This window comes from Nonomuraea sp. NPDC003727 (genome assembly GCF_053586935.1).
Window position 1 is genome coordinate 429821 of record NZ_JBSFNE010000007.1, and the last position, 19764, is coordinate 449584.

19 protein-coding genes are annotated in these 19764 nt (G+C 70.9%); 9 read left to right on the forward strand and 10 right to left on the reverse strand.

The window, feature by feature from the left end:
- Positions 1 to 2 precede the first annotated feature (2 nt).
- From ACWDLG_RS20740 to ACWDLG_RS20750, 3 genes are read right to left on the reverse strand one after another with little or no spacing between them, the layout of a single operon-like run.
- On the reverse strand, positions 3 to 779 hold the full coding sequence (locus ACWDLG_RS20740) for an ABC transporter permease (RefSeq protein WP_449922104.1): 777 nt from the start codon (positions 777 to 779) through the stop codon (positions 3 to 5).
- Positions 776 to 2290 (reverse strand): ABC transporter permease subunit, encoded by a 1515-nt coding sequence (locus ACWDLG_RS20745; RefSeq protein WP_449922106.1) that lies wholly within the window; start codon positions 2288 to 2290, stop codon positions 776 to 778. The genes ACWDLG_RS20740 and ACWDLG_RS20745 overlap by 4 nt, the downstream gene beginning before the upstream one ends.
- Positions 2287 to 3207, reverse strand: coding sequence for an ATP-binding cassette domain-containing protein (locus tag ACWDLG_RS20750; RefSeq protein ID WP_449922108.1), 921 nt, complete (start codon positions 3205 to 3207; stop codon positions 2287 to 2289). The genes ACWDLG_RS20745 and ACWDLG_RS20750 overlap by 4 nt, the downstream gene beginning before the upstream one ends.
- A gap of 134 nt (positions 3208 to 3341) precedes the next feature.
- On the opposite strand from ACWDLG_RS20750, the gene ACWDLG_RS20755 reads away from it, so the two are divergent.
- Both ACWDLG_RS20755 and ACWDLG_RS20760 read left to right on the forward strand, forming a co-directional pair.
- Entirely contained in the window at positions 3342 to 4685 is a 1344-nt protein-coding gene (locus ACWDLG_RS20755) for a sensor histidine kinase (RefSeq protein WP_449922110.1), read from the forward strand.
- A 96-nt stretch (positions 4686 to 4781) separates the two neighbouring features.
- Positions 4782 to 5441, forward strand: a complete 660-nt coding sequence (locus ACWDLG_RS20760) for a response regulator (RefSeq protein ID WP_449922112.1) — start codon at positions 4782 to 4784, stop codon at positions 5439 to 5441.
- Positions 5442 to 5559: 118 nt separating this feature from the next.
- Here the strand turns inward: ACWDLG_RS20760 and ACWDLG_RS20765 are convergent, their stop codons facing one another.
- Positions 5560 to 5901: a hypothetical protein gene (locus ACWDLG_RS20765; protein ID WP_449922114.1), complete on the reverse strand. Its 342-nt coding sequence runs from the start codon at positions 5899 to 5901 to the stop codon at positions 5560 to 5562.
- Between the two features lie 110 nt (positions 5902 to 6011).
- A complete protein-coding gene (locus tag ACWDLG_RS20770) occupies positions 6012 to 6923 on the reverse strand; it encodes a LysR family transcriptional regulator (RefSeq protein WP_449922115.1) in 912 nt (303 codons plus the stop codon).
- Positions 6924 to 7052: 129 nt separating this feature from the next.
- On the opposite strand from ACWDLG_RS20770, the gene ACWDLG_RS20775 reads away from it, so the two are divergent.
- On the forward strand, positions 7053 to 7640 hold the full coding sequence (locus ACWDLG_RS20775; protein ID WP_449922117.1) for an isochorismatase family protein: 588 nt from the start codon (positions 7053 to 7055) through the stop codon (positions 7638 to 7640).
- Positions 7641 to 7690: 50 nt separating this feature from the next.
- Positions 7691 to 8110, forward strand: a complete 420-nt coding sequence (locus tag ACWDLG_RS20780) for a hypothetical protein (protein WP_449922119.1) — start codon at positions 7691 to 7693, stop codon at positions 8108 to 8110.
- A 37-nt stretch (positions 8111 to 8147) separates the two neighbouring features.
- On the opposite strand, the gene ACWDLG_RS20785 is transcribed toward ACWDLG_RS20780, so the two are convergent.
- Together ACWDLG_RS20785 and ACWDLG_RS20790 are read right to left on the reverse strand one after the other, a co-directional pair.
- Positions 8148 to 8795, reverse strand: a complete 648-nt coding sequence (locus ACWDLG_RS20785; RefSeq protein ID WP_449922121.1) for a response regulator transcription factor — start codon at positions 8793 to 8795, stop codon at positions 8148 to 8150.
- Positions 8780 to 10039, reverse strand: coding sequence for a sensor histidine kinase (locus ACWDLG_RS20790; RefSeq protein ID WP_449922123.1), 1260 nt, complete (start codon positions 10037 to 10039; stop codon positions 8780 to 8782). The genes ACWDLG_RS20785 and ACWDLG_RS20790 overlap by 16 nt, the downstream gene beginning before the upstream one ends.
- 249 nt (positions 10040 to 10288) lie before the next feature.
- Here ACWDLG_RS20790 and ACWDLG_RS20795 point away from each other — a divergent pair, with 249 nt between their 5' ends.
- The gene (locus tag ACWDLG_RS20795; protein WP_449922125.1) at positions 10289 to 10729 is read left to right on the forward strand and encodes a hypothetical protein; all 441 of its coding nucleotides are present in this window, start codon (positions 10289 to 10291) and stop codon (positions 10727 to 10729) included.
- Positions 10730 to 10832: 103 nt separating this feature from the next.
- Here the strand turns inward: ACWDLG_RS20795 and ACWDLG_RS20800 are convergent, their stop codons facing one another.
- Positions 10833 to 13319, reverse strand: a complete 2487-nt coding sequence (locus ACWDLG_RS20800; protein ID WP_449922127.1) for a tetratricopeptide repeat protein — start codon at positions 13317 to 13319, stop codon at positions 10833 to 10835.
- A 178-nt stretch (positions 13320 to 13497) separates the two neighbouring features.
- On the opposite strand from ACWDLG_RS20800, the gene ACWDLG_RS20805 reads away from it, so the two are divergent.
- The 3 genes from ACWDLG_RS20805 (at position 13498) to ACWDLG_RS20815 (ending at position 15820) form a co-directional block, all read left to right on the forward strand.
- Positions 13498 to 13953: a carboxymuconolactone decarboxylase family protein gene (locus ACWDLG_RS20805; protein WP_354909156.1), complete on the forward strand. Its 456-nt coding sequence runs from the start codon at positions 13498 to 13500 to the stop codon at positions 13951 to 13953.
- 219 nt (positions 13954 to 14172) lie between these two features.
- Positions 14173 to 14631 (forward strand): iron chaperone, encoded by a 459-nt coding sequence (locus ACWDLG_RS20810; RefSeq protein ID WP_449922129.1) that lies wholly within the window; start codon positions 14173 to 14175, stop codon positions 14629 to 14631.
- A gap of 157 nt (positions 14632 to 14788) precedes the next feature.
- Positions 14789 to 15820: a hypothetical protein gene (locus ACWDLG_RS20815; protein WP_449922131.1), complete on the forward strand. Its 1032-nt coding sequence runs from the start codon at positions 14789 to 14791 to the stop codon at positions 15818 to 15820.
- Positions 15821 to 16052: 232 nt separating this feature from the next.
- Here the strand turns inward: ACWDLG_RS20815 and ACWDLG_RS20820 are convergent, their stop codons facing one another.
- Together ACWDLG_RS20820 and ACWDLG_RS20825 are read right to left on the reverse strand one after the other, a co-directional pair.
- Positions 16053 to 16607, reverse strand: coding sequence for a hypothetical protein (locus ACWDLG_RS20820; RefSeq protein WP_449922132.1), 555 nt, complete (start codon positions 16605 to 16607; stop codon positions 16053 to 16055).
- A 625-nt stretch (positions 16608 to 17232) separates the two neighbouring features.
- A complete protein-coding gene (locus ACWDLG_RS20825; RefSeq protein ID WP_449922133.1) occupies positions 17233 to 18279 on the reverse strand; it encodes a hypothetical protein in 1047 nt (348 codons plus the stop codon).
- Positions 18280 to 18883: 604 nt separating this feature from the next.
- Here ACWDLG_RS20825 and ACWDLG_RS20830 point away from each other — a divergent pair.
- Entirely contained in the window at positions 18884 to 19465 is a 582-nt protein-coding gene (locus ACWDLG_RS20830) for a signal protein (protein WP_449922135.1), read from the forward strand.
- The last annotated feature ends 299 nt before the right edge of the window (positions 19466 to 19764 follow it).

Here is a 19764-nt window from a genome sequence, read left to right on the forward strand (position 1 = left end):
ACTCACGCGTCGCGCCCTCGCAGGAGCAGGCCGCCGGTCAGCAGCGCCGCGGCGGCCCACGCGGCGAGGACGCCGAGGCCGGCCCACGGGCTGAGAGGCAGGCTGTCGAGGTGGGCGGTGGCCTGGACGGCGAGCCCCGCGTTCATCGGCGAGATCCGCCACAGCAGCCGCTGCCAGTCCGGGTCGTTGATCAGGAAGGGGACGGCCGCCAGCACGTACAGCAGGCCGAACAGCACCCCCATGGCCGTCGCCGAGTCCCGTACGGCGGTCGCGACGCCCAGGCTGAGCAGGGCGATCAGGGCCAGGTAGAGCACCGAGCCGGCCGCCGCGCGCAACGTCGGGCCGTCGGCGAGCGACAGGGGCGGGAAGCCGTTCGCCGGGGTGAAGCCGTTGCCCGGCAGGATGAGCCGTCCGGCCGTCAGGGAGCCCAGGACGGCGACAGCACCGGCGGCCAGCGTCACGCCGGTGAGGACGACCGCCTTGGCGGCCAGGACGGTGACCCGGCGCGGCATCGCCGCCAGCGTGACGTGGATCAGGCCGGTGCCGTACTCGCCGGTGATCGCCAGGACGGCCAGGATGGCGACGACCGCCTGGCCCGCCTGGACCCCGATGAGGCTGAGCTTGGTGACGTCGTCGGTGCATCCCGTCGCCTGGCAGGACACGGTGGCCGCCGCCGCCGCGCTCAGCGCCGGGGTCAGCGCGACGAGGGCTAGCAGCAGCCAGGCGGGACCCGCCAGGGTACGCAGCTTGGTCCATTCGGCGTGCAGTGCCTGCCTCATGCGTCCCTCCGGCGCAGCCGGACTGCGGCCAGGCCGAGCGCGAGCGCGGCGTAGCCACAGGACACGGCGAGGCCGGCCCAGGGTGGCAGCGGGTAGTAGCCGGCCTGCGGCGAGATGTTGCCGACCACGTGCGCGTACTCGGGAAGGCTCTGCTGGATCGCGAAGCCGGCGGCCGGAGTGAGCCGCATCAGCCACTGCGTCGCGCCCAGGGGCAGGACGGAGGACGTCGCGAGGATGTGCGGAAGGACGATCGCCGCGAGGGCGACGGTGACCGCCGCGGCGCTGCGCCGGAACAGCGCGCCCAGGGCGAGCGCGAAGACGGCGACGACGGCGAGCAGCGCCGCGACGCCCGCGACGACGCGCACCTCGGTGAGCACGGGCACCGGAAGGACGTAGTTGCCGTTGGCGCGCAGGACGCGCGTGCCGATCAGGACCGTCGCCGTGGCGGCGGCCAGCCCGGCCACGAACGTCGCCACGGCGATCACCACGGCCTTCGCCGCCAGCACCCCGCCGCGCCGCGGGACGGCGATCAGCGTGGTGCGGATCAGCCCCCTGCGGTACTCGCCGGTGACGAACAGCACCGCCACCACGACCACCCCGATCAGCCCGGCCAGCACGCCGGACAGGGTGCTCTCGATGGTCCTGCCCTCGTCGCTCGGCCCGATGTCGCCGACGCCGGTCACGCTGACCGCGCCGCCGGACCGCTCGACCCTGCCCGGATGGTGCGGTTTGCCGTCGGGCCCCACGGTGACGCCGATGTCGTCGTGGCTCCACGCGCCGCCCGCCGTACCGTCCACGCCGATCTGGTCGAAGACGGCGGTGGCCTCGGAGAAGCGCGCCGCCGTGATGCTGCCGCCGAAGTCGCCCCGCGTCGTCGTGACCGCGCCGGGGGAGGTGGCGAAGATGCCGACGCGCACCGTGTCCGGCAGCCCGGCCAGGGTGACCGTGCCGACCGTGGTCCACCGCCGCCCGTCGGCCGACTCGTAGCCGGTGAGGGAGTCGCCGGTCCTGGTGAGCCGCAGCCAGCGCGGCGACTCCTTCGAGACGCCGCCAGGACGTCCTGCGACGTCGTGCACGAAGTCGTGCTGCATCCGGACGCCGTGCTCGGCCGTGACCATCACCGCCGCGTAGGTGGAGCCCTGGCGCGTGCTCTCCTTGACGATGACCCCGGCCTTCGCCCACGGCGTCAGTCCGGCGACCTCGTTCCTGACCCCCGGCGTGACGTCCGGCAGGCGGATCCTGCCGCTCAACGAGGTCACGCGGGCGGTGATGCTGCCGTCCCCCGCGAGCGACCGGTGCACGAAGAAGAACCTGTCGTTCACCGCCTGGCCCTCGGGCCCCAGCGGTGGCTCGGGGCAGGGAACCTCGACCGGGCCCGCGCTGCACGACGTGTGGCTGCCCGACGCCGCCAGCAGCCCCAGCAGCGCGGTGACCAGCGCCGCCACCACCAGGCCGACCACCCAGCCGCGGACCGTGCGGAACTTTGTCCATTCCGCGCGCAGCACGCTCATCGCGCCGCCCCCCTGAACTCCACGGTGTCCCTGGTCAGCTCCATGTAGGCCTCCTCCAGCGTCGCTCGGTGCGCCGCCACCTCGGAGAACGGCACGCCGTCCCGGCCGAGCAGCGCCACGACCCGCTCGGGGGCCAGCCCGGAGACGGTGAGCGTGTCGCGGCCGGCGGCGGCCACCGCGGCGCCGCCCTCCCTGGCCAGCGTCCGCATCGCTTCGGAAAGTGCCGAGGTGCGCAGCGTGACCCGGTCACGGGAGGCGGCCGCGATCAGCTCGGCCGTACCGGTGTCGGCCACGACCCTGCCGCGGCCCACCACCACGAGATGGTCGGCGGTGTCCTCCAGTTCGCTCATCAGATGGCTGGAGATCAGTACGGCGCGCCCCTCGGCGGCCAGCGACCGCAGCAGGCCGCGGATCCACACGATGCCCTCCGGGTCGAGGCCGTTGACCGGCTCGTCGAGCATGAGCACCGGCGGGTCGCCCAGCAGCGCCGCGGCGATCCCCAGCCGCTGGCGCATGCCCAGCGAGAACCCGCCCGCCCTGCGCCGCGCCGCCGACGCCAGCCCGACCAGTTCCAGCACCTCGTCGACCCGCCGCGCGCCCATGCCCTGCGAGTGGGCCAGCCACAGCAGATGGTTGCGCGCGCTCCGGCTGGGCTGCAGCGCCCCGGCGTCCAGCAGCGCGCCCACGTGGCGCAGCGGGTGCCTCAGGCTCCGGTACGGCCGGCCGCCGACCAGCGCGTGACCCTCGTCGGCCGCGTCCAGGCCGAGGACCACCCGCATCGTGGTGGACTTCCCCGCGCCGTTCGGGCCGACGAACCCGGTGACCTGGCCCGGCCGTACGGTGAAGGACATCCCGTCCAGCGCCATGGTCCGGCCGAACCGCTTACGCAGCCCGGCGACCTCGATCGTTGCTCGCATGCCGGGAGATTAGGCAGCGGCGGCGGCGCGAGTCGTCACGCCGCCGAGCGATCTTCCCCGTCGCTGGGCCGAGCGACACCGGGTCCCTCACACGAGGGATGCCATCGACCCGGCCTGCGGCGACAATGACCTGTGTGGTTCGGGCATGGGTGCATCGCAGGGGCGCGGAGTTTCCGCACGCGTTCATCGTGGTCGGCGCGCTGCTGACGCTCGTCGCGGTGGCCGAGTCGATCCTGCGTGCCCGCGGCCTGACCGCCGACCGGCCGGCCGGGCTACCGGTGTTCGTCCTGCTCGGTCTGGCCACCACGCTGCCGCTGGCGCTGCTGCGGGCGCAGCCGGCCGTGGCCGCCGTCGTCGTCTCCGGCACGGCGGTGCTGTCGCTGACGGCCTTCGAGACCCTGACCGTGGCGGGGGCGTGCGCGCAGCTGGTCGCGGGCTTCCGGCTCGGGCGCGGCGACGGGCGGCGGTGGCTGGCGCTCGTGCTGGCCGCGCCGTTCCCGCTGCTGGCCCTGCTCGGCACCGGCGCGGTCAGCGACGTCGCACCCACGCGGGGCGCGCTTGAGGCGGGCGCACTCGGGACGGGCGGGCTCGGGACGGGCGGGCTCGGGACGGGCGGGCCAGGCGGGCTCGGGACGGGCGGGTTCGTGTCTGGCGGGTTCGGGCTGCACGACGCGGCGGGCATGTCCGCCGGCGGCTACCCGTACCTGCTCGTCCTGCTGCTGGCCTGTCTGGCCCCGGCGGCGGCCCTGGCCGGCGTCGCCTGGCGGGCGCGCGGCGACGCGCGCGAGAGCGGCGTCGCCCGGCAGGCCATCGCCGACACCCTGCTGGAGCACACGGCGCGCGGCGAGCGCGCGCGGATCGCACGCGAGCTGCACGACGTCGTCGCCCACCACATCTCCCTGGTCGCCGTGCAGGCGGAGACCGCGCGGCTGGCCACCCCCGGCATGCCGGCCGCGGGTGCCGAACGGCTCTCGGCGATCGGCGACACCGCCAGAGCCGCACTGACCGAGATGCGGCGGCTGCTGGGGGTGCTGCGCGAGGACGCCGAGACCACCTCGGCGGACTGGCACCCCCAGCCGGGCCTGCGCCTGTCCGAGCTCAACGAGCTGGTCGACGAGTCGCGGCAGGCGTCAGGGACGGCCACCCGCCTCATCCTGCGCGGGGACCCGGTCGAGCTCGATCCCGGCGTCGAACTCGCCGCCTACCGCATCATCCAGGAGGCCCTCACCAATGCCAGGCGACACGCGGCGGGCGCCGCCGTCGACGTGGAGCTGCGCTACACCGGCCAGGGGGTGCTCGTGCGCGTCCGCGACAACGGGCCAGGCCCGTCACCGGACGCGCCGACCACGGGCCACGGGCTGTCCGGCATGCGCGAGCGCGCGGCGGCCGTCGGCGGCGAACTGTCCACCGGCCCCGCCCCGGGCGGCGGCTTCCTCGTCGAGGCCCGCCTGCCGGGCAGAACGGCGGCCGACCGGTGAGCGCGCCACCGAGCCGCGAGCCGCGCCGACGGAGAAGATCGGCGACCAGTCAATGAGCGCGGCACGAAGCATGCCGGGAAAGGGGACGAGCTGCCCATGAGCACGGTGCGGATCGTCGTGGCCGACGACCATCCGGTGGTGCGCACCGGATTCGCCGAGCTGCTCGGCACCCAACCCGACTTCACCGTGGTCGGCACCGCCGGCGACGGCGCCGAGGCCGTACGGCTCTGCCGCGAGCTCTCCCCCGACGTCGTCCTGATGGACGTGCGCATGCCGGGCACGAACGGCATCGACGCCACCAGGCGGCTGGCCGGCGACGGCGGGCCGCGCGTCCTCATCCTGACGACCTTCGACCTGGACGAGTACGTCTACGACGCGCTGCGCGCCGGCGCCAGCGGGTTCCTGCTCAAGGACGTCACCGCCGAACGGCTCTTCGACGCCGTGCGGGTCGTCGCCGGCGGCGAGGCCCTGCTCGCGCCCACCGTGACCCGCCGCCTGATCAGCGAGTTCGCCCAGCTGCACCGCCGGACCGAGACCGCCGCGCTCTCCGCGCTGACCCCTCGCGAGACGCAGGTGCTCCGGCTCATCGCGGAAGGACTGTCCAACCCGGAGATCGCCGGCCGGCTGACCGTGACGGAGGAGACGGTCAAGACGCACGTCAGCCGCGTGCTGAACAAGCTCGGCCTGCGTGACAGGACGCAGGCCGTGGTGGCCGCCTACGAGACCGGCCTGGTCGTCCCCGGCCGCCGCCCCTGACCCGGCCGACCCGGCCCGGCGGCCGCCGTCCCTGACCCCGCTCATCCGGCGCGCGGATCCCGGTAGAACGGACGGCACTCCAGCATGCGCCCGTCCCGCACCCTGATCTGCTGCACGATCAAGGTGTCGACGTGCCTGCCGGTGGCACGGGCCAGGAAACGCACCCGGTTCCGCACGATGACGGTGTCGGGTGCTCCTGCTCCAGGAACTCCATCGACTCCCAGACGTCGCTGAAGACGGCCAGAAACCGCTCCATCTCGGCATGTCCCCGCCAGGTCCCGGTGCCGGTGAACGGCAGTCCCGGCGCCTGGTGAAGGACCACCTCGGCGTCCAGGAGAGCCGCGACGGGCTCGTAACCGGCCTTCCCGAACCCTCCCGCGGCCACGTACGCGGCTTCGGCCGCGTAGAACTTCTCCATCACCGCCCAGGCCCCCGACCGCTCCCCGTCAACCGTGCTCACGCCAGGATCATCCCCGGCATACCGGGCCGTCCGCCGGCGCGAATCGGACTTCTCGCCTGGCCCGTCACCGGACGGCCTGGCGCTGACCGATCTCGAGACGATCGGCGCGGTCAGCCTGGCCGGCCGGCCAGCGGGCCGCTGTCGTTGACGGCGGCGTGGGTGAAGGCGTCGACGCGGGCGGTGGCGCCGGTGGTACGCCAGATCAGCCCCCATTCGAACGGCGGAGCGTCATCGATGGGCAGGTAGACGACGTCAGGACGGGCGTAGTAGTGGACGGCCTGCGCACCCACGACGAGCATCCCGGCGCCCGCCCCGACCAGGGCGAGCGCTTCCTGGACCGTTTCCGTGACCTGGCCCTGGCGGATGGGCCTGCCTGAAGGGGTGGTCTGCGGCGCCCGGTCCAGACGCCAGTAGCCGGGCAGGGAGGCGGACGGCTGCAGGAGGACGTCGCGGGCCAGGTCCTCCAGGGTGACCGAGGCGCGGCCGCTGAAGGGGTGTCCGGCGGAGACGGCCAGCATGCGCGGCTCGGTGAACAGGACCGGGCCGGTGGCCAGGTCGGGTTCCCTGACCGGGAAGCAGACGATCGCCACGTCCACCTCCTCGGTCCGCAGCCGGTGCAGGAAGTCGGACATGTGCAGCTCGTGCAGCCGGACCTGGCAGTCGGGATGGCGTCCGCGGAACGTGGTGGCGGCCTCCAGCGCCACCTGGCCGGCCGCCGCTCCGGCGAACCCGAGGTGCAGCAGGCCGCTGATCCCTCTGGCCGCCGCGATGGCCCGGTCCAGCCCCGCCTGGATCTGCGCGTGCGCCGGCGCCAGGTCGTCGTACAGCCTCCGGCCGATCGACGTGAGGTTCACCCGGCGGCTGGTCCGTTCGAACAGCGGGGCGCCGATCCGGCGCTCCAGCTTCTGGATGGTCTGGGTGACGTGTGAGCGGGACACCAGCAGCCGCTCGGCCGTCCGGCCGAAGTGCAGTTCCTCGGCCAAGGCCAGGAATGCCGCGATCTCGTGCCGTTCCAGCCCCACTGCTCCCCCTGCGCCGTTCACTGTGACTGAACGATTGTTCCAGGTCGCGGCGTTGTTGGGCGATTCGCCGTCGATCAGAGTTGGCGGTGCGGGGGACACCCCGCGATCACCTGCTGACAGGAGCTTGAGATGAGCTTTGTGCCCTTCACCCCGGACGACGCCGCCGTGCTGCTGATCGACCACCAGGTCGGGACGATCGGCTGGGTCGGCTCGGCCGACCACGACGAGCTGCGGGCCAACACCGTCCGCCTGGCCAGGACCGTCAAGGCGCTGGGCATGCCGACCGTGCTGACCACCAGCATGGAGGACCAGGTCCAGGGGCCGCTGATCCCCGAGCTCGAGCAGATCATGCCTGCCGAGTACGCCGCGCGGATCCAGCGCACCGGAGTGGTCAACGCCATGGCCGACCCCGCCTTCTCCGCCGCCGTGGAGAAGACCGGCCGCCGCCGGCTGATCGTCGCGGGTGTGACCACCGACGTGTGCGTGGTCTACCCGGTTCTCAGCGCCCTCGCCGGCGGCTACGAGGTCCAGGTCGTCGTGGACGCCTCCGGGTCACTCACCACGGTCAGCGACGAGATGGCGCTGCGCCGCATGGAGCGCGCCGGCGCCGTGCTCAACACCACCCGGCCGCTGCTGGCCGAGCTCGCCGACAACTGGGCCGGCCCGGCCGGTCAGGCCGTCCTGCGCGTTCACGCCGAGCTCGAGGCGCAGCGCTGATCCTCCCGGGCCCCGGAGAGCGGCCCCGTCCCCGTGGCAGGAGCGACGACATGACAAAGATCCTTCTGATCGGGCTCCATCCCGGCGCGATCGACTTCGGCAGGCATCCGGGCCTCGACGAGGCGACGCTCGCCGCCCGGATCGAGCAGGGCTTCGCGGCCGTGCGGACGGCCGGCTTCGAGGCGGAGCCGTGCCTGGTCGACGCCGACCCGGACGCGGCTGAGAAGACCGTCCGTGACCGGCTGGCCGAAGCATCCTTCGACCTGGCCATGATCGGCGGTGGTGTGCGCATGACACCCGAGCACACCCTTCTCCTCGAACGGCTGATCAACGTGCTGGTCTCGGCGGCGCCGGGCATCCGGTTCTGCTTCAACACCTCCCCGGAGAGCACGCTCGATGCCGTACGCCGGTGGATGCCGGCCGGCCGCGCCCACGAGGGGAGGTCACCCGGCCCGAAGGAAGCAGTTTGACGCGCCTCGAAGGCAGCCCGCCGCACGCCCCGCCGTGTCAGGGGTTGTTCAGGTAGGCGAGGACGGCGAGGACGCGGCGGTTGTTGGTGTCGTCATCGGTGATGCCGAGTTTGCCGAACATGGAGGTGGTGTACTTGCTGATGGCGCTTTCGCTGAGGAAGAGCCGCTGGCCGATGGCCTGATTGGACAACCCCTCGGCCATCAGGCCGAGCACGGCGTGTTCGCGTTCGGTGAGCCCTCCGAGTCGCCGGTCCGAGGACCCGCTGGACAGCAGCTTGGTGATGACGGCCGGGTCCATGGCGGTCCCGCCGCCGGCGACGCGCTCCAGCGCGTCGATGAACTGGTCGGCGTCGAACACGCTGTCCTTGAGGAAATAGCCGACGCCGCCGGAACCGTCGGCCAGGAGTTCGCGGGCATACAGCTGTTCGACGTGCTGGGAAAGGATCAGGACCGGCAGTCCTGGCACTTCCCGGCGGGCGGCGAGAGCCGCCCGCAGGCCCTCGTCCGACTGGGTCGGCGGCATGCGGACGTCGACGACGGCAACGTCCGGCCGCCACGTCAGCAACGCGTCGAGCGTCTCGGGTCCGGTGGTCGCGGTCGCCACCACCTGGTGTCCGTACGCCTCGAGGAGGCGGATCATCCCGTCGCGCAGGAGGTAGAGGTCTTCGGCTACAACGATTCGCATGGGACCACCATCCTCACACGGGTCGGACCGCCCGCCGGACTGGTGATCTCCACGGTGCCGTCGAAGACCGACAGCCTGCGGCGCAGCCCCGCGAGCCCGCCGTCGGCTCGCACGCTCACCCCGCCCCTGCCGTCGTCCTCGACCTCGACGGCGATGCCGGTGTCGTCGCGGACGACGGAGATCCGCGCCCGGGTCGCACGGGCGTGCTTGGCGGCGTTGGTCAGCAGTTCGGCCACGCCGAAGTACAGGGCGGACTCGATCGGCGGGTCCAGGCGTAGCCGGACGTCGGCGCTGACGGTCGCCTCGAGCGGGCTGTCCAGGGCGAGAGCGCGGACGGCGTCGACGAGCCCCCGCTCGTTCAGCACCGGCGGGCTGATGCCCCTGACCAGTTCGCGCAGCTCGGTGAGGGACGTGGTCGCGCCGGCTCGCGCCTGTCGCAGCAACGCCTTGGCCTGGTCGGGATCGGTCTCCATCAGCTTCTCCGCGGTCGCCAGGGACATACCGAGCGCGACCAGGCGGGCCTGCGCTCCGTCGTGCAGGTCCCGCTCGATCCGGCGGATCTCGGCGGCCTGCGCGACCGTGGTGTCCGCGCGCTGGGCCGTCAGCTCGTCCACCCGCTCGGCCATCGTCATCGCGGGCGACGGGCCCAGGAAGCGGACGGCTACCGGCTCGGCGGACCGCCAGGCGTACGAGGCGCCGCCGATCGCCACGGCCAGGCCGAGCACCCCGATCAGGCGCGCGAAGAACGCCGGCTGGGACAACCCGAGGACGGCCGCCGCGAGTCCGGCCGGCGGGATCGCGCAGATCACGCCCACGGTGACCGGTGCGATCGCCGTGAACCGCAGGTCACGCCAGGTGGCGGGATCGCGCCACCTGGTCCGCCATTGCTGGTCCATGCGGGCGTCCCGGCTGGTGCGCTCGTAGGAGTACCCGTTCCACCAGTACCCGGTCGACATCTGTGTCACCGCCCCGGGCTGCCGGTATCCGCCGGGGATGACGGTGCCCGTCCATTTTGCGACGAGGGAGCGGAACATCCGGCAGACCGGGCGGGACAGGGCGAGCGTGCCGATACACGCCCACAGGAACGGCACTGTCCCCGACCACGGGTCTCCGTCCCACCACCAGATCCATACCGCCACGGCAGCGGCCCACACGGCCGGGACCAGCATGGCGACGGCCGCCACGACGCACGCTCGCCCGAACCCCACACAGGCACTCACCACCCACGACACCAGCTGTCGCATGATTCCCCTTCTCACTCCGGCACCCCGACTCACCAGCACCCGGACCGCGGCACCCGCAGCGGGCTGGTGTCTCCACAGTGCACCGCACGGAGTCTGACACCCCCCGGATCGGCGCTGAAGTGGGGCTGGACCCACCAACCCGTACGTCCAGGCGCATACCGCCCCTCCCGTCGCGCTCCCTAACGTCGACACCACGCCAGCCGACACAAGGCCGGCACCACGCGAGCCGACGCAAGGGGAGATAGCGACATGAAAACCACCAACCGCACCACGGCCGAGACCGCCCGCCCCGACCGTCCGCACACGCGACGAGCCTTCGCCACGGCGAAGATCCTCGTCGCGGCCTACGGCGCGCTCAGCGCCGCGGTCCTCGTCACGGTCGCCATCGTCGCGACCACCGGACACGCGGTGACCTCGTTCATGTGGGGCCGGTCAGCCGGAGTGCTCGCGAGCGCCGCGGTGGCCTACTGGCTGACCGTCCTCGCCGCGCGGGGAGCACGATGGGCCTATCTCCGTATGCGCATCATCACGGTCATCATGCCGATCGCGATCATCGCCATCGACATGATCCCCGGAATGCTCCCGGCGTGGTTCGTCATGACGCAGGCCGTCTGCGCCCTCCCCGTCGCCGCGGCCGCATTCGTCGTCAACGGATCCCGGCTGCGCGCCGCCTTCCCCAAGACACGCTGACCCCTCGCCCGCACGCTCCCTGCCCCGTCTCCAGCACCCGGTCGGCCGAACGGTGCGTCAATCGCGACCCGGCGGATCCGCGGCGTCCCGACCGGTGGCGTGATCAGTAGGCCCCGGGGTTGAGCTCCTTCAGGACGGCCTGCCCCGCCGCGCGATGCTCGGCGGCCGCGGCCGGATCCGTCCCGTCGAGCACGACCGCGATCCCCTCGTGGGCCAGCGCCTCCGCGTACCGGTTGCCCAGTCTCGGGGCCAGCTCCAGCGCCTGCCGGTGCAGCCGCAGGGCCTCCTCGGGCAGGCCCGCCAGCCGGCAGGTCTCGGCGTAGCCGTTGAGGAAGCGGATCTTCCAGTGTTCCTCGAAGAGTTCGTCCAGCAGCGCGAACGCCTCCCGATGGCTGGCCAGCGCCTCCTCGTACCGGCCCATCTGCCGCAGCGCGACGCCCAGGCAGTTGAGGCACCAGGCCTCGTTGTGCTTGTGCCCGTCCTCGCGGGCCAGCGTCAGCGCCTCCTGCAGGTGCCTCACCGCGTCGCCGGGTTCCTCGGGGGCGACCGCCACGCCGAGGGTGATCCGGGCCGTCAGCGGGGATGCCGACGCGGGGTCGGTGTGCGGGATGTCCAGCGCCTGCCTGGCCAGCCGCGCCGCCTCCTCGCGGTGTCCCAGCTGCAGCATCGCCCAGGACTCGCACGCGGTCGCATGGGCCGCGCCCATCGGGCAGTCGGCCGCCGTGTACAGCCTTCCCGCCAGCCGGAAGAGCTCGAGCGGCTCCTCGACGTACCCCTCGTCCCATCGCAGATAGGCACGGCGCATGGCCAGCTCGGCCTCGAACCGGGCGTCCCCCGTCCGGGACACCAGCGGTGCCGCCGCCTCGTACGCGGCCTCGGCCTCCGCCATCCGGCCCGCGTTGTACCGGGCGAAACCCAGGTCGCTGTGCGCCTCGGCCAGTTGCAGCGGATCGCCCAGACGCTGCGCGGCCACCAGCGACCGCTCGAACAGGACATTGAGGTGCGTGGTGCCGCAGCGCCGTGCGAAGAAGGTGCGCATGAAGCGCGGCAGCTCGCACGCATGGGCGTCGGCTCCGGTGGCGACCGCCACCTCGAAGGCGGCCATCAGGTTCGAGTACTCCGTGACGAACCAGAAGAGGGCCGCCTTCTTGTCGGTGAACCGCGGCAGCTCGGCGGGAGGCCGGCCAGCGGAGGCCGCCCGGCTGCCCGAAAGCAGCGGCATCGCGGCGTCGGCGGCGGCCGCCGCGTGCACGTAGTAGTCGAGCACCCGGCCGAGCGCCTGCTCCCGCTCCTCCGCTGAGTCCTGCTCCTCAACGGCCCGGCGCGCGTGCTGGTGCACCAGGTCGTGCAGCCGGTACCGGCCGGCCGCCGGCTGCTGGACGAGGTGCGCGTCGAGCAGGTCCTCCAGCATCGCCCGGGCGCTGCGCAACGGCACGTCCGCCAGCGCCGCCGCCACGTACTCGTCGAAGGAGGACCCGAGCAGCAGGCCCAGCAGGCGGAACAGGCGGCGCTGGCCCCGGTCCAGCTGCCGCACCGACATCGCGAACGCGGTGTCGAACTCGTCCGCGCCCTCCCGCATCCGCTCGACGAGGATGCCCACGGTCCAGCCCGGCCGGTGCCGCAGCCTGGCCGCGGCCAGCCGCAAGGCCAGCGGCAGGTGGCCGCACAGCCGCAGCACCTCGGCCGCGGACTCCGGTTCGCGGGACAGCCGGCCGTCCGAGCCGCTGGGGTCACCGCTGGCGCGGGCCAGCAGCTCCGCGCTCTCCTCGGGGGTCAGCACGTCCAGCGAGACGGGGGGCACCTCGTCCAGGCCCAGCAGCCGATTACGGCTGGTGATCAGGGCGACGGAGGCGCCGGCGCCGGGCAGCAGCGGGCGGACCTGGTCGGCGTCGGCGGCGTTGTCGAGGACCACGACGGCCCGCCGGCTCGCCAGTTCCGACCGCCAGCAGGCGGCCAGCGGTTCGATGTCGCCCTCCTGCGGGATCTTCTCGGAGGGGACGTCGAGCGCGGCGAGCAAGGTCCGCAGCGCGGCGTCGTGATCGAGGGGCTGCCGTCCCTCGGTGAAGCCGTGCAGGTCCAGATAGAGCTGGGCGTCCGGGTAATCGGCGGCCAGCAGGTGCGCGGCGTGCACCGCCAGGCAGGTCTTGCCGACGCCCGCCATGCCGTCGACGGCGACCACCCGGCCGCTGTCCACCGCGGCGAGCACGGCGGCGAGCGGGGCCTGGCGTCCGGTGAAGTCGGGCACGTCGCGCGGCAGATCGTTGCGTGGCGGGCGCGGGGCCCCGGCGGGCGGGGACGGCGGCTGCACCTGGCGGCTGCTCTTCGGGGGCGCCGGCAGCGGGCTCGAGGCGCGTTCCCACAGCGGACGCAGCGGGCGGGGGTCACGCTTGACGAGGCGGCAGAGCGCGATCACCGCGGGCCAGGGCGGTGCCGTCTGGCCGCTGAGGTAGCGCGACAGCGAGGACGAGCTGAGACCCGTGTCCCGCGCGAGGGCCCGCACGCCGAGCCCGGACAGTTCCTGGAGCATCCGCAGCCGGGCGGCCAGCTCATCCTGGGGATCGGCCGTCGTCGTCCGCTGCTGCACACCCACGGTTCTCCGCCTCTCTGTCCCGCTCCGGCACTGACTTTCCGCGCCGGATCTGCGCTGGTCAAGGCCGTTTCAGCTGTCCCAGCGTGTCCCATCTCCCTCGTCCTGGCAAACCCGCTGGGCTGTGATGGACCCACGCCCCGCAAGGACGGGCGCCGAACCTGAAGAGGAGAACACCGACATGCAGTCCCGTATGCAGAACCCCGCCGTCGTCCTGTCCGGTGCGATGCAGCCCATCCAGGAGCTCTTCAAGAGCGTGCACTCCGGCGGGGTGGACGGGCAGATCCTGGAGCTGGTGCACCTGCGGGTCAGCCAGATCAACGGCTGCAGCGCCTGCGTCGACGGCGGCGTCAAGACGAGCCGCAAGGCCGGAGTGAGCGACGAGAAGCTGGCCACGGTCGTCGCCTGGCGGGAGACCCCGTACTTCACCGACGAGGAGCGGGCGGCGCTCGCGCTGGCCGAGGCCGCGACGCGGCTGGCCGACCGTCCCGACGCGGTGAACGACGAGATCTGGGACGCGGCCGCCACCTACTTCGACGAGAAGCAGCTGGCCGCGATCATCCTGATGATCGGCGTCACCAACCTGTTCAACCGGCTCAACGCCACGACCCGCCAGCTGGCCGGCGCCTGGGGCTGACGGTCCCGCGCCCGCCCCCCGGAAGCCGGGAGCGCGCTCGCCCACCGGAAAGCCGGCTCGCCGGCCGGAAAGCCAGAGCGCGCTCGCCCTCCCTGGGAAGCCGGAGCGCGCTCGCCCGCCGGAAACACGTCGCGTCGAACGTCAGTTTCGGAGAAGCCGCCGCAGCGGCGTCCATGACACCCTTGACCATCAAAGCCGCATACCGGAAGGAAGCTCCCAATGAAGGACACGAAGCAGGCCGACAAGACGTTCGACGGATTCACGGAGCATGAGCGCGCCGCGATGAAGGAGCACGCCAAGGAGCTGAAGGCGGCCGCGCGCCGCGGATCGCGCGCCGACAAGGCCGCCGAGGACGAAGCCGCCGTGCTCGCGAAGATCGCCGAGATGCCGGACGCCGACCGGGTCCTGGCCGAGCGGATCCACGCGATCGTCAAGGAAAGCGCGCCGAGCCTCGCGCCGAAGCTCTGGTACGGCATGCCCTCGTACGCCAGGGACGGCAAGGTCGTCTGCTTCTTCCAGAGCGCCCAGAAGTTCAACGCGAGGTACGCGACGTTCGGCTTCAGCGACCAGGCGAACCTCGACGAAGGCGCCATGTGGGCGACCTCCTACGCCCTGAAGGAGCTCACCGCCGCCGACGAGGCGATGATCGGCGAGCTCGTGAAGCGAGCGGTGAGCTGAAACCGGACCGCCACGCCGTACAACGCGGCTGATGGGAGTCTGGCCCGCGAATCGCGACAACCCAGCCCGCATGACACCGCCGCCAGAAAGCGGACCCGCTCAGTCGACGGTCATCCGCTACCCTGACTCGGATTGATCATTTCCGGGAGAGGGCGCCGTGATGCAGGAACCCGCGGCAGATGCGTTATCTCCCGTTTCGGCAGCGCTGCGCTTCGGTGCGGTTCTGGCCGCGGCTGGACCGGTGGTCCTGACGGCCTTCGGGGTCGGCAGGCAGAGCGTCGGCTGGTTCTGTTCCGAGACGGGTTCTGCTCCTCCTGCGGGTGAAGGCCCATACGCGCTGGAGCACGTGCCGGGAGAACTGCTGTTCTGGGGCGTTCTCCTGCTGCCGGTCTTCGTGGCCGGCCTGCTCCTGCGCGGGTCACGTCGGGCCACGCTCGCCGCCGTCGCCACGGTCAGCACCGTGCTCGCGTTCGGGCTCGTCACGGCGTTCTACCTACCCGGTCCCGACCCATGCACCGGGCAGGAACATGTGGTCATGCCGCCCTGGCCTTTGATCGCCTGCTATCCGGTGGCCGCAGGGGCACTGCTCCTGGTGGCCCGGTCACCCCCGCCTCGGAGACCGTACGGGATCATCCTGTGGGCGGGAGCCGTCGGCGCGGCGGCATGGGCGGCGATGTTCCACCGCTGGACGATCACATACGACATGTTCTTGGGTGGCTTCGTCTATCTGAAGACCCCGGAGTCCATCTGGGACGGCCTCGCCTGGTGGTCCGGTAAGGCCGACGCGATCGGATTACCGGTCGCACTCGTCGCATTGGCGGCGGCCGCGAGAGTCACCGCTTCCATCCGATGGGGACGGTGGGTGGGCACCGCGGCCGCGGTCGCCCTTCTCCTCTTCCCGCTGCTCGACGTCGTGACGTACGCCGGCCAGTACAGCGGCGACTACGAGATGTCTTTCGCCGATTCGGTACGGTGGCCGCTGCTTGTCTCGGCCGTCCTCGTCGCGTCGGCCACTTGGAGCCCCGCCGGGCGGATCTCCTGGGCCACGACCATCCGCCTGGCGCGAAGCATGATGCGCGGACAGTCGAAAGATGTGGCCGCTGGTCGGGTGAAAGAACTCGCCGTCGCCACTGTGATCGCGGTTGCCGGCATCTGGTTGATCGTCTCGTCCTTCACACCGACGCGGTAGGAGTACAACGACAGACCCCCCGGTCCGGAGTGGTATCTACGCCGGGAGCACTTCATCACGCGATTCGATCGTCCAGTACACCGGAGTGCTCCACCCAGCTCAGAAGCGGATTCGACATGGTCGTCTTCCGTGCCCGTTCACCCGCGTCCGGCGTCGTTGCCAGCACCAGCGTTAGCATCGTCCACTGAAGCGAAACTTGCCGTCAGCTGAGGCGAAGGCCTCTGTCATGCGCTCAGTCGCGAACGGTGTAGCCGCCCTTGCTCAGGGGCAGGATCGGCGCCGTGCCCATGCAGATCGGCAATTCCTGCTCGAACCCGAGGACGGCCCAGCTCCAGCCGAGCCGGTCCCGCTTGCCTTCGTCGTCGACGGTGAACCCGACCCGCTTGCCGGTCGGGATCTCGATCTCCGCAGGGGACGCGCTGACCTTCTCGATAACTCCGGTCACCACCGCGACGTCTCCGCCGACGTTGAGGCAGTCGATCTTCCCCTGGAAGTCCGCGAAGACCTTCCCGTCGGGGAACCAGTGCTGGACCCGGAAGGTGCCCTGGGACTCCGTGGCGAAGCCCTTGGCTTCGATGGCGAACCGGACCTTGTGCCCCTTCCACCCGGCCCCGAGGATGTCGAGAGTGCCCTCACCGGTCCCGGACAGGAGGAAGTCCGGCAGCGCGGCGGGCTTCGGTCCGGGGTCGGCCTGTGCGGCCGGCGCGGTCACTGTGAGTACGGCGAGCCCGGCGGCGAGCCCGGCAAGGGCGACACGGCTCCGGCGGGCCAGTCGTGTGATGGTCATCGAGAATCCCCTTGATCTCAACTGTTCGTAACACCACCAGGCTCGCGACCGGGATGCCGCCACCCCTCCCACCCGAGGGTGATCCCGCTCCCCCTTACGTGGGAACTCGCCCGGCCGGTGGCACGTCAGCGGAACGGGACACCGCGATCGCATGATCGGCCCCGGTTGGGAGCCCTTGGAAGCGCGGGCGGCTCCCAAGGAGGGAGAAGAGACCGGGTGAGCCGGGAAAACGAGAAGGTCCCTGGAGGCGTAATGCCTGCTCAGGGACCTTCTTCGTGAAGCGCGGCCGAGAGGACTCGAACCCCTAACCTTCTGTTCCGTATCCAGTTCGAGATCGTCCAGGGGCATCCATCGCTGTCAGAAGCGCCTGCTCAGCGACTTCTCTCGCTTGATCAGCTTCCAGGCGTGTACACCGGTGTCCGGGGACGTTGTTAGCAACGGCGTTAGCAAGATCAGTTGGTCCACCGGCCATCCTGGTGTTGCCGACTGGTGATCAACCGGCCTGTTGAACCGCGGGCACGAAGCCGCCCTATGTTTCTCCGCCATCGGCAAGGCCGCCGAAAGATCCTGGATCTGTCGGTGTCATCGCCGATGTGAACGTCGGCGATGGCGGCTGGCGAAAGGATCAACACCGGTCCCAGTGACGGGATGAAGCGAGTTGAACATCGTCTTCTTTGACGGTCAGGGCGCCCCCGGCCCTGTCCCAGAGAGCAGCCCGGCCGGTCGCGTCTCCGAACAGCACTAGAGGACGGCCCGGGACGGGTGCCGCGCCCTTAAAAGCGATCTTCTCGGTAACGGGCACAAGGCAGACCGCCTTCGGCTCAATCCCGTGAAAGGCTGCCGTCGTCCCTGCGGCCCGCAGTTCCCGCAAGGCGATGACGCCACTCCGGTACCCCTCCTGAATGCCGAGGACGCAGGGCACCAGAACCGCGACCATCAACGCGAACAGTGTGGCGAACGTGACCGCCCAGAGAGGAACGATCAGGTTCACGTGATAGCCCCATCCGACAATCGCCAGAGAGACCAGGGCCAACAGCAGCGTGAGGCCGGTCAAGGACCATGCCGGCTGCAATGCCCGCCACCACGGTAGCTCGACGTCATCCGCGCCCAGACCAAAGACACTGAGATAGGTCTCATACGTCAGCTGCCCATAGACCATGGGCAGCGGTATCGCGATGGTCACCAGCATGGGAAGCAGCCATGAAAGGGCGACCTTCAGCGACGTGTAATGGAAGAAGTGACGAACTCCGGCGATGGTGAGGGGCGTGATCAGCGCCAAACCGGCCAGACCAACGACGTCGGGGGGCGGGTCCGCGGCGAGGGCCCACCCTAGGAACGCCATCACCGGAGGAAACATGCTGCCCAGCAGCCAGGAGCGCAGCAGCCACCTGCAAGGGATGACCGACGCGACCACGACGGCGAGCGCGACAGCGGTCCACGGTTGCCTCGGCCACGTTTGCCCCAGGATGACACCGCCAGCGAGCGGCGCAAGCACGGAAAACGCACCGCCAGTCGCGGCCATCGCCGCACGCGGTGGCTTCGACGAACGATGTCTCGCCTCCAGACGCCGTAATTCGTCCTCGGAGCTCTCGCCCACCGCCTTACGCACCAGCAGCCGGCGACCGTTGAATTCCGTGGTGCGACTATTCGCGAGAGCCTCAGCATCGGCCACGGACTGCGCATGTACTTCGCCGTCGACCGGGCGCCCCGTCAAGGAGTCGAAAACCCGGTACCGGGAGTCGAAGTTTCCCGGCGGTCGACGAAGGTGCGTCCATCTGATGCGGACGGAGACTCCATCCTGAATGCACGAGCGAAGCAGGTGGCGCCTTCCCGCGGTGAGCGCTCCGATGCGCGATCCGGCGATGGGCACATCGACCTGGAACCGTGACCCATCTGTGGACCGACGCACCCGCCAGCCGCGGGACCCGCACATCACAGGCACTAGCTCGGCATCCTCGGGCGGGGCTTCGAACTCCACGCGCACCGTATGGTCGTACGGGTATGGCGTGTTGGCTTCGGCCCATGGTTCCCAGGTCGTCTCGTATGGTCCAATGGACCTTTCCGCCGGTCCGGCTTTACGGCTCCGGGCGGCCAGCAAGACCATCAGCACGAGTAAATTCCGGACTGCCACCTCAAGAGTGTCAAGCAGAGCGGTCAACGCTTGGAGCCATTCCCGCCAACCTTCATCGAACTGTGAGACCAGACGAAGCCGGGGAGCGCGTCGGTTGAGCATAACCAGATTCTCACTTCGTGCCCATCGAGCCTATGATTCTCGAATGTCCCCTCGATCCGCTAGACCGCTTCTGCTGGTCCTCGGTCTCCTCGCTGGCTGCGGCGTGGCCCAGGAAAGCCGCGCGGACAGCATCGTGCCCTCAAAACCGGAGGACACGGCGGCGGAGACCATCCAAGGACGTTGGTGGACTTGGGCGGCCTCCGAAGACGAGAGCACGAATCCTGTCACGGACACGACAGGGGAGTTCTGCGACCGGAACCAGCCAGAGGATGTGTGGTTTCTCGCTGAGACCTTTGGCGTTACCTTGCAGCGAAAATGCAAGGTTCCCGCGGGACGGCCGGTGGTCTTCCCGCTGGTGAATCAGATCGGCGCCGAGGCGCATTGCAGGGAGTTTATGGCCACAGCGAAGGGCACGGCCACCTTTGACGGCAAGGTGATCAGGTCAGAACGGATGGAAGGCAACGACGTCACCGTGACTGGTGTAGCGGGCAATCCTCTGACTGGTGAGGAGGGAACGACCACGTCATACGCTTGTGGTGTCTGGGTGCGCCTCCCGCCTCTGAAGGCCGGCCGTCACAAACTGACCATTCGCGGGTCCTCCGGAGACTTTCCGCACCGGCGTTGATTACACGCTCATCGTCGGGACCGACCAGCAAGCATGAGTACATCCTGAGAATTCGACGAGCGATTAGAAAGGATTACCGGCTACCTCCCGCCGGTAACCGGGCGCCCACCGTACTGATGACCGTTTGCCTGTCGGGGCGGCCCGGCCCGCCGCGCTCGGTTGCGTCCATGGGAGTGGTGTACGAGTTTGACCTGGTCACAGGCATGGCGGCGTGAAATGGCGACGGCCATCGCGTGATCCTTCGATTAGCGAAGATCAAATTCGAAGGAGAACACGCGATGGCCGCGGACAACAGTGTG